The organism is Mycobacterium sp. TH-M25 (assembly GCF_057473665.1).
Window position 1 is genome coordinate 1 of the sequence record NZ_JBYCLA010000417.1, and the last position, 9,530, is coordinate 9,530.

Annotated in this window: 8 protein-coding genes and 1 pseudogene; 3 read left to right on the plus strand and 6 right to left on the minus strand. The window is 65.8% G+C overall.

The genetic code is table 11. The features are described 5' to 3' along the window. The 4 genes from AC2VOU_RS14100 to AC2VOU_RS14115 all read right to left on the minus strand — a co-directional run. On the minus strand, window positions 1-351 hold a 351-nt coding region (locus AC2VOU_RS14100), incomplete at its 3' end, for an alcohol dehydrogenase catalytic domain-containing protein (protein WP_486957944.1). A 30-nt stretch (window positions 352-381) separates the two neighbouring features. Then, window positions 382-1,209, minus strand: coding sequence for an alpha/beta hydrolase (locus AC2VOU_RS14105; RefSeq protein WP_486957945.1), 828 nt, complete (start codon window positions 1,207-1,209; stop codon window positions 382-384). A 20-nt stretch (window positions 1,210-1,229) separates the two neighbouring features. Further along, the gene (mdlC, locus tag AC2VOU_RS14110) at window positions 1,230-2,843 is read right to left on the minus strand and encodes a benzoylformate decarboxylase (RefSeq protein WP_486957946.1); all 1,614 of its coding nucleotides are present in this window, start codon (window positions 2,841-2,843) and stop codon (window positions 1,230-1,232) included. A gap of 198 nt (window positions 2,844-3,041) precedes the next feature. Beyond that, window positions 3,042-3,845, minus strand: coding sequence for an alpha/beta fold hydrolase (locus AC2VOU_RS14115; RefSeq protein WP_486957947.1), 804 nt, complete (start codon window positions 3,843-3,845; stop codon window positions 3,042-3,044). A 248-nt stretch (window positions 3,846-4,093) separates the two neighbouring features. Between AC2VOU_RS14115 and AC2VOU_RS14120 the strand changes: the two genes are divergently transcribed. Further along, entirely contained in the window at window positions 4,094-5,047 is a 954-nt protein-coding gene (locus AC2VOU_RS14120) for a helix-turn-helix domain-containing protein (protein WP_486957951.1), read from the plus strand. Window positions 5,048-5,356: 309 nt separating this feature from the next. After that, window positions 5,357-5,767: a hypothetical protein gene (locus AC2VOU_RS14125; RefSeq protein ID WP_486957948.1), complete on the plus strand. Its 411-nt coding sequence runs from the start codon at window positions 5,357-5,359 to the stop codon at window positions 5,765-5,767. Between the two features lie 129 nt (window positions 5,768-5,896). Here the strand turns inward: AC2VOU_RS14125 and AC2VOU_RS14130 are convergent, their stop codons facing one another. Both AC2VOU_RS14130 and AC2VOU_RS14135 read right to left on the minus strand, forming a co-directional pair. Beyond that, window positions 5,897-7,426, minus strand: a complete 1,530-nt coding sequence (locus AC2VOU_RS14130; RefSeq protein WP_486957949.1) for a glycerol-3-phosphate dehydrogenase/oxidase — start codon at window positions 7,424-7,426, stop codon at window positions 5,897-5,899. Beyond that, a complete protein-coding gene (locus AC2VOU_RS14135; protein ID WP_486957950.1) occupies window positions 7,426-7,989 on the minus strand; it encodes a TetR/AcrR family transcriptional regulator in 564 nt (187 codons plus the stop codon). Before AC2VOU_RS14135 ends, AC2VOU_RS14130 begins: the two co-directional genes overlap by 1 nt. Window positions 7,990-8,030: 41 nt before the next feature. On the opposite strand from AC2VOU_RS14135, the pseudogene AC2VOU_RS14140 reads away from it, so the two are divergent. Beyond that, window positions 8,031-9,530 (plus strand): annotated as a pseudogene (locus tag AC2VOU_RS14140) (FAD-binding oxidoreductase); the annotation flags it as partial.

Sequence of the window (9,530 nt, forward strand, 5' to 3'; positions counted from 1 at the left end):
GGCGGCGGCGACATCAGCGGTGACACCGTCTGGTAAGGCGGTGACGAGATGAGCTGGCGCAACGCTATATTCGGCGTAGGCGCCCTCAGCGTCGGCGGTAGCCACGCGGTCGCCGACACGAAGTGCGGTCACCCCGTTGCCGACCGCTTCAACAGTGCCCGCAACCTCGGCTCCGAGCACGAACGGCAGTTCGTGGGGATACGCGCCGGAGCGGAAGTAGGTGTCGATGAAATTGACGCCGATCGCCTCGGCCTTGATCAACACCTCACCGTCGCCGGGGAGAGGCTGCGGGCGTTCGACGTAGGACAGGACTTCGGGTCCGCCGAGTTCGGCGACTTCTATTGCATGCATGGTTCTTTCGTTGTCCTGGGGTGAGGATTTTCAGTCGAGTTCGCCGGCGCGCGGGCTCAGCGCCCAGTTCAGCGCAAAGTCGGCGACCTCTTCCCATCCCGGTGCCCCGCAGGTGAAGTGGTCCCGGCCGCTGAACAATTTATAGGCCGTGATCGCTACGGAGTGCTTGGCATTCTTCTCGTAGTTCTCGTGCTGTACGGCGGGGGGAAGGATATGGTCTTTGCTGCCTGCGATGAACAGCAGCGGGCCGCGGTCGTCGTTGGCGAAGTTGTAGGTGGTGGCCGCGTCGTGGGTGAAGTTGGCCAGGCCACCCTGGAACAGGATCCGCGCCGGCACCGGGACCGCGTAACGGTCATATGCGGCCTGGGATTCGGCTTCGGTGAGGGTGTTGGTGAAGGCGTAGTGAAACTGTTCGGCGGTGATCGGGACCGCGCGGTGCACGTTGGCGGGATTCTTCAGAACCGGAAAAGTCGCCCGGATCTCGGTGAAGGGCAGTGCTTTGATTCCCTTGACCGCAGCGCCGTCGACGGACACCCCGGCGCTGCCGTAGCCGGCATCGAGCAGCATCTGCACGAAGGTGCCGCCGAAGGAGTGCCCGATCAGAATCGGCGGTTCGGGTAGTTCGCTGATGGCCTGTATGAGGTGGTCGAGCACTTCACGAACACCGAGATCCGCCAGCGGTGAGGGATCGTCGCGCAAGGCTGCGACGCCGGCGGTGCCGTCGGCGACGCCGGGATAGCCGGGGGCGAGAACGGTGTGCCCCCGGGCTTGGTAGCGGGCTACCCAACCCTCCCATGCCAGCGGCGTCATCCACAGCCCGTGGATCAAAACAATGGTCTTGGTGCCCGAAGAAGTCATAGTTATCCTTTGTGGGGTGCTCAGCCCAGGTGCGTGGCTTGAGGTTTGGTGGGTACCACGATGACGGTCGGTCCGTCGGCGTCGAGTGCGGCGGTGAACTCGTGGGCGAGTTTTTCGGTGCTGTCCACGTTGATCGAGCGGCAGCCGAACCCTTCTGCAATTGAGGCGATGTCGAGGCCGGGCAGATCCAGCCCCGGCACCCCCGGTGTCTTTTCCAGTTCCGCGAACGACTTGAGGATCGAGTATTCGCCGTTGCGCATCACGACGAATACGATCGGCAACCGGTGTTGGGCCGCGGTCCAGACGGCCTGCACCGAGTATTGGAATGAGCCGTCACCGATGGTGGCGACCACCGTGCGCTTGACCCCGCGGGCGCGGTCGCCCAGTGCGATGCCGACCGCTGCGGGCACCCCCCAACCGATACCGCCACTGGGGGTGGCGAAGAACGAAGCCGGGCGGGTGCTGGGCAGAAACCGCAGTTGTTGGGCCTGTGTCGATGTCGATTCGGTGACCAGCGGGGAATCGGCGGGCTTGACGGTGCTCAACGTCTGCCACACCGCGTCGGCTGTCAGCGGTGCCGACCCGGTCAGGTCAACGTCGCCGGTGGGCTTCTGTGCGGCGGCAACCGAGCGGTGGCTGTGATCGTCGACCAAGTCCACTAATTGCTCCAACGCCAGCAGGGCGTCACCCAGCATGCTGTCGCCGACCGGCGCGGTGGCAGCCAGTCGCGGATCGGCGGTGATCTGCAGCAGCTCGGTGCCATCGGGCAGATAGGGTCCGGCCACGTAGGGGTAGTACCGGAAGACCTGTGCCCCGATCACCACGACCAGGTCATAGCTGCGCAGCATCTCGGCGACACCGGCGACGGTCATCGCCAGCTGTCCCTGAAAGAGCCGATGATCCTCGGGGAACGACGCCCGGTCGGGCAACGCGCTGCCATATACGGGCGCCCCGAGCTTCTCCGCGAACGCGACGCCGGCGTCCCAAGCGCCGCTGCGATCGACCTCAGGACCGAACACCAGAACCGGACGCTGGGCATTGTTGATGCGTTCGGCGAACTCGCGTAGCCGCGCGGCGTCCGGGCTGACGCGATGGCTGACGGTGCGGATCACCGCGGGGCCCAGTGCGGGCTTCTCCCAATCATCAAGCGGGATAGACAGATACACCGGTCCGGCTGGCGGCTGCAGCGCGACCGTGTAGGCGCGCATGAACGCAGCGGGGACATCCTCGGCGCGCTTGGGCTCATAGGCCCATTTCACCCACGGTAGCGGGAACAGATTCTCGTCCGGGTTGCTCAGATACGGTTCGCACAACACCATCTCGCGGGTCTGCTGACCAGCCGTCACGATCAATGGCGTGTTGCCCTTGAACGCTGCCACCAGGGCGCCCATCGCATTCCCGGTGCCCGCGGCGGTGTGCACGTTGACCAAAGCGGGTTTGCCGGTGGACTGGGCGAACCCGTCGGCCATGGTCATCACCGAGGCCTCCTGCAACCCCAGGACATAGGTGAAATCGTCGGGGAAGTCCTTCAAAAACGTCTGCTCAGTGGAGCCTGGATTACCGAACACTGTCGTCAATCCCAGCGAGCGCAACAGGTCGTAGGTCACCTCGTGGACAGATTTCTGGTCAGACATCAAACTGCCTTTCCTTTTTCAATCGGGTGGCTGCTTGCCTCACCGTGTTTATCGTGGCGAGCCAATCGTGTCGCCGGCGCGCCGGTTTCGCCTCGCGGTCATCAGGGACGCTAGCGCGGCGCGCGGCCCTCAATGCGTTCATGGGTGCACGGTTTCTGCGTTCTGGTGCACAGGTCCGCGCCGTACGGTTCGACGCACTCAGAGCCCGTTGTAGGTGAAGAAATCCAGGACCGTGTCGGCGATTTCACGCCATCCGTGATCGGTGGGCAGGGAATGACCGCGCCGGTCGAAAATGGCGAACTGGGTGACACCACGGTTGCGGCGCTGAATCTTGTAGGCGGAATAGACGGTCGCTGCGGGAACCGTGCGGTCCGCGCTGCCCGCGATCATCAATAGCGGTCCGCGTTCGCGGCGGGTGTCCACCGTGGCGTCTCGGCGCATCGAGATGTTGGACAGCGCCACCTGCCGCAGCGCCCGACGAGGGGCGGGAATGCTGAAGGCGTGAAAAAGCTGGTCGGATTCATCGCGCGGTATGCCATTGGCAATGCTGCGGTGGTAGCTGTCGGCGGTGTGCGCCCAGGTCTTGACACCAAGCCCACTTCGACGGAAAGCCCCTGCAGCAGAGAAGATTTTAGTGAACGGCATCGGAATCACTCCGCGGAAAGGCGCCGGTTCCAGCGCAACGGCCGCGCGGGCGAATTCCCGGCCGAGCAGCCGCTGTGCAATCAGCCCACCTACGCAGTGCCCGATCACGACAGGCGTCGCGGGCAGATCGGCGATGATCGCCTGGTAGTGCTCGGTGATGGCGCCGATCCGGTAGTTGTTCATCGCCTCGGGATGGCGCCGCGTGTCGAGTACCGTGGCGGCCGCACCGGGCCAACCGGGTGCACTCGCCGGATAGCCGGCGGCTACGAACAACGCAACCCAATCGGCCCAGCTGCTCGCATGCATCCACAGGCCGTGAATGAAGACCACCGGTGTCGGCGGAGTCAGAGGTGGCACGTTGCCCTCCTTCACCGCCCGGAGTCATCCCTGACGGCGTCTGTCCAGTTCCTCAACATGAACCTAGGTCGGTGACAGCAGGGCGATATGGCCCAGTGGTGCACGAAATGCGCCAACTAGCGCACACAACGGCGTCGCCACATCAACCGTGCGCGGACCAGTTCGCGGAGTTACGCTTCAACTTCGGGCTACCTGATCACCGTCGAGGCTGACCAGCCAGCCCCGACACCAAGGAGCGCGCCGTGGCGATGGTGCTGGACACCGACGACCTGCCCGCGGAGGATCGCGCTGACGCGTTGGTCTCGGCGATGGCTCAAACCGCGGTGGCGTCCTTCATCGGTCCGGAGAAGGGTAGCCAGAGCGGCGCGGCCCGCTTGGAAGTCTGGACCTTCGGCGCGTCCAGCATCTTTCGAGCAGCGCTGTCGGGGATCCAACTCGAGCGCACCGCCGTACAGACCCGGACCTGCCCGTCGCCGAATCTCGCGATCGCCGTGCAGGAGATCGGCGTGGGCCTATTCGAGCACGGGGCCGAGCAACGCGTCATCGGCACCGGGCAGCTTCATGTCATCGACGAGAACTCGCCGTACGAGTTCAGTTGGGCCGGCCACGGCGCCTCCACGTGCCTCTTTATTCCGTTCGACGAACTAGGACTACCCGCCGACCTGATCCACCACGCCGTTACCCGACTGCACACCAGCCCGATCTACGAGTTGATGGTCAACCACATCATTGGACTGACCCGGCGCGCCGACGAACTCAGCGCCGACCCGGCCGCAGCCCAATTGGGCACTATCAGCGTTGAACTCGTCAGGGCCTTGCTGAGTTCGGCCGCCCAGGACACACGCCACCGACAGGACACACTTTCGGCCACCCTGCTGACCCAAATCCGCAGCTACGTCCGCAAGAACCTTGCTGACCCCGACCTGACGCCGGAGATGATCGCGGCAGCGCACCACATCTCGGTCCGGCATCTCTACAAATTGTGCGCCACTGCCAATTTCAGCCTGCATCAATGGATGACAAGCCAACGCCTGCAAGGGGCGCGCGACGAACTCGCGGGACACACCAGCCGGCACCGTTCCATCGCGATGATCGCCCAACGATGGGGTTTTTCCAATCCGACGCACTTCAGCCGCCGGTTCCGCGCCACCTACGGAATGACACCACGCGAGTGGCGTCACACCGTCGAGCACGAACAGTAGTCTGGGGATGCTGATCAACTGACGACAAGCTTCGTCAACGCCACAGCCGTACGAACCCGAAGGGCGCGTAGCCGCCCGCTGGGTCGAGTCAGTCAGCCGGGCAAGCGATTCGAGCACGGCACCGGCCGCGCGCCCGGTGGCCCCCGGGTGTCCGTGTCAGCGTTCGCTCTGTGCAGAGATCGCATAGAAGCGTGCACAAACTGTCGAATCGGGGTACCGATGACGATCTAACGTGTGGCCAGACCGTCGAAGCGCCGATTGCGGTGACCCTGAGAGCCTAGACAGGCAGGAAGATAAGGAGTCGACCTGATGAGCAAAGACGATGATGCCAAGGAGATAGCGGCCCGCTACCGCGCGTACTGTGACGCGTGCCAAAGCGGCGAGCTCGAGAAGGTGCCTTCCTTCTGGGGGTTCCCGGTTCTGTTCACTGTTGACGTCGGAGAGCCGGAAACGTTGCACGAGGCGATAAGCACACCTGATGAGCTGACCAGGTTGTACAGCACCGAGTTTGGCGCGTCGACGGGTGTGGATCAAACGGTGATCGACGGCAGCGAGGTGGTGTTCTACGGGGACAAACTCGCGACGATCAAGACTTCACTGCGGCACCTGGCCGGCGACAAGCTCCACGACACTCAAGAGGCGATCTACGGCTGCCGCAAGGTAGATGGTGAGTGGTTATTCGTTTCTCACCTCAGCCTCGAGATCACCCAAGCAGGTTGAGGAACAGTCGGTGGTCACTCGCCGATCAACTTCATGAAAGGAGCGACTCTCGCGCGGTGTCGAAGATGCGATCCGCCCGACGTTGTCGATCGACGTCGGAACGCCCGGGCATAAACGACGCAGAGCCGATCACGCCAATTGCAGGAACTCTTGGGCCGTGCCGGTTACTTTTTCCCGGTCGGCGGCCACCAAGCCGATCCGGGTGCGCCGGTCGACGATGTCGTCAACGGTCAGCGCACCCTCGTGGGTGACGGCGTACTCGAATTCCGCACGGGTGACGTCGATGCCGTCGGCTACCGCGTCGGTGGGCCGCTCGCAGGTGGCCTCGGCGAGGACGTTGGCCGCCTCGGCGCCATACCGGAGCACCAGCGACTCCGGCAGCCCGGCCATCGGCGCGGTCATCGACCCCGGGTTGCTCGGCGCGCCGATCAACGGCAGGTTTCGCGTCAGGCACGGCCCGGCGTCGAGGTTGTGCAATTCGATGGCGCGGTCGAGCACGTCCTCGGCCATGTGTCGGTATTCGGTGAGTTTGCCGCCGATCACGCTGATCACTCCGGACGGCGACTCGACGACGGCATGGTCGCGCGATACGTCGGCGGTGTGGCCGGTGCCGGTGTCGATCAGCGGGCGTAGTCCGGCATAGGAGCCGATGATGTCGGCGATGTTCAGCGTGATACCCAGCGCAGTGTTGACGACGTCGAGAAGGAACGCGATCTCCCCCGACGTCGCTTGTGGCACATCGGGAATCGGCCCGGGTGCTTCTTCGTCGGTCAACCCCAGGTAGATCCTGCCCAATTGCCCGGGCATGGCGAAGACGAAGCGGTTGAGCGTGCCGGGGATCGGAATGGTCAGCGCCGCAGTTGGATTCCCGAATGTCTCGGCGTCGAACACGAGGTGGGTGCCGCGGCTGGGGCGCAGCTTCAGCGACGGGTCGATCTCCCCCGCCCATACCCCGGTGGCGTTGATGACGGCCCGCGCGGACATGTCGAACGATTCACCGGTGCGCCGGTCGGTCAGCGTGACCGAGGTGCCGGTCGCCGCCGAGGCCGCGGTGTAGGTCAGGATGCGCGCGCCGCGTTGCGCCGCGGTCCGCGCGACTGCGGCGACCAGTCGGGCGTCGTCGATCAGTTGGCCGTCGTAGGCCAGCAGGCCGCCGTCGAGGCCGTCGCGCCGAACGGCCGGGGCCAGGCCGATCGCGCGCTGCGCCGAAACACGTTGCGAACCAGGCAGCACCGACGCTGGTGTGCCTGCGGTCATGCGCAGCAGATCGCCGGCCAGGAATCCCGCGCGCACCAGCGCCCGGTTGTTGCGACTCATCGACGGGATCAGCGGAACGAGTTGCGGCATGGCTCGAACCAGGTGAGGGGCGTTGCGGGTCATCAGTATTCCGCGTTCGACCGCGCTGCGCCGCGCGATTCCGATATTGCCGCTCGCGAGGTAGCGCAGTCCGCCGTGCACCAGCTTGGAACTCCAGCGGCTGGTACCGAAGGCCAAGTCGTGTTTTTCCACCAGCGTCGCTCGCAGGCCTCGCGACACCGCGTCCAGTGCGATGCCGACGCCGGTGATGCCGCCGCCGATCACCACGACATCGGTGGGCGCGCCGTCAGCCAGCGCGGTGAGGTCGGCGGTGCGGCGGGCGGCGTTCAGTGCGATCGACATCAGGCAAGGTATCCGTTCAGCGCGTGGGCGAGTTCTCCTGCCAGGGCGTCGGCGTCCAGGATGGGCCGGACGATCCGGGCCGACTGAATGGTCGACTGGGTGATCAGCAGCACCATGGCGGCCAGCTGGCGCGGGTCGCCGGCGCGCACACTGCCGTCGTATTGGGCCGCCCGCAGGTCCTTGGCCAGCGCGTCGATCAACATCTGCTGGCTGGTGCCCAGCCGCTGCGCGATGTAGACCAGCGCCACCTCCGAGCGCAGCACCGCCATCACCAGGTCGTCGTCGCGCAGTCGCTCGGCCACCGCAACCACCCGTTCGACGATCGCCGCGCGGCCGCTGCCGCGCACCGGGACTTCGGCCAGCGCTTCGGTGATGTGGCTGGTCAGCAGCGCGGCCAGCACAGATCGGGTGTCGGGCCAGCGGCGATACACCGTCGGTCGGCTCACCCGGGCGCGCCGTGCGATCTCGGCCAGCGTCACCCGCTCGACGCCGAAATCGACGACGCAACTCGCGGCGGCGGACAGGATGCGATCCTGCACCGGCGCATTACTTATTGACAGCATATGTAATACTGTAACGCATGCCCGCCGACTTGCTGCCCCCGATGAAGTGGAATGCCTGGGGCGACCCCAGCCACGCCAAGCCCCTCTCGGACGGCATCCGCTCGCTGCTGACCCAGGCCCTGGGAGTGGCCGGATCTCCCGAAGCCGAACCTGATGCCGACGAGGTTCGACTGACGCCGTCGCGGTTGGCCGCCGAACACCGCGAGGCGCTGTCGGACGTCGTGGGCCCCGACTACTGCCACGTCGATCACCGGAACCGGCTGTTACGCGCCGGCGGCAAGTCGACGCTGGATCTGTTGCGGCGCCGGGACGCCGGTGAACAGGATGCTCCCGACGCGGTGCTGCTGCCCGGTTCCGAGGACGACATTGCCGCGATCCTGCGGTACTGCTCGCAGCACGGCATTGCCATCGTCCCGTTCGGCGGCGGTACCTGTGTGGTCGGCTGACTCGACCCGGTCCGCGGCGGCTTCGCCGCGGTCGCCTCGCTGGATTTGCGGCGCTTGGATCAACTGCTGTCCTTTGACGAGGTATCCGGCGAAGCAGAGTTCGGCGCCGGGGTGACCGGGCCGCGAGCCGAGGAGATGCTTGGCGCGCATGGCTTTTCGCTCGGGCATTTTCCTCAGAGCTTCGAATTCGCCAGCCTCGGAGGCTTCGCCGCGACCCGCTCGTCGGGGCAGGACTCGGCGGGCTACGGCCGGTTCGACGACATGATTCGCGGCCTGCGGGTGATCACGCCCGCCGGGACGCTGGAGCTGGGCCGGGCACCGAAGTCGGCGGCAGGCCCGGATCTGCGGCAACTGGTCATCGGGTCGGAGGGCGTGTTCGGCGTCATCACCCGGGTTCGGGTGGCTGTTCACCCCGCACCGCAGGCTGCCCGTTATGAGGCATGGTCTTTCCCCGATTTCGCCACCGGCACAGCAGCATTGCGCTCCGTTACCCAGATCGGCGCCGGCCCGACCGTGATCCGGTTGTCCGATGAGGCCGAGACCGGCGTCAACCTGGCCACCACCGAGTCGATCGGCGAGAACCCCATCGGAGGAACCGGCAGCACCGGTGGCTGTCTGGCGATCACCGTATTCGAAGGCACCGAGGCGCACGCCGAGAGCCGGCACGCCGAAACCAGGACGCTGATGGCCGCCGGGGGTGGAACATCGTTGGGTGAGGGCCCGGCCCGAGCCTGGGAGCACGGCCGGTTCGGCGCGCCCTACCTGCGGGACGCCCTGCTGGCCAACGGCGCGTTATGCGAGACCCTCGAGACGGCCACCGATTGGTCGAAACTGCCCGCCCTGAAAGCCGCGGTCACCGAGGCGCTGACCGGGTCACTGGCCGAATCCGGCACGCCTGCGCTCGTGCTGTGCCACAGTTCGCAGGTGTACGCCACCGGCGCTTCGCTCTACTTCACCGTCGTCGCTGCGCAACGCGGTAATCCGATCGAGCAGTGGCGCACCGCCAAAGCCGCAGCCTGCGCCGCGATCGTCGCCACCGGAGCAACCATCACCCATCACCATGCGGTCGGCGCCGACCAACGACCCTGGATGTCT

Bases quoted from the DNA above. Each gene is read 5' to 3' on its own strand.
- AC2VOU_RS14105 (WP_486957945.1), bottom strand. From the start codon at position 1,209: ATGACTTCTTCGGGCACCAAGACCATTGTTTTGATCCACGGGCTGTGG.
- mdlC (WP_486957946.1), bottom strand. From the start codon at position 2,843: ATGTCTGACCAGAAATCTGTCCACGAGGTGACCTACGACCTGTTGCGC.
- AC2VOU_RS14120 (WP_486957951.1), top strand. From the start codon at position 4,094: ATGGTGCTGGACACCGACGACCTGCCCGCGGAGGATCGCGCTGACGCG.
- AC2VOU_RS14125 (WP_486957948.1), top strand. From the start codon at position 5,357: ATGAGCAAAGACGATGATGCCAAGGAGATAGCGGCCCGCTACCGCGCG.
- AC2VOU_RS14130 (WP_486957949.1), bottom strand. From the start codon at position 7,426: ATGTCGATCGCACTGAACGCCGCCCGCCGCACCGCCGACCTCACCGCG.
- AC2VOU_RS14135 (WP_486957950.1), bottom strand. From the start codon at position 7,989: ATGCTGTCAATAAGTAATGCGCCGGTGCAGGATCGCATCCTGTCCGCC.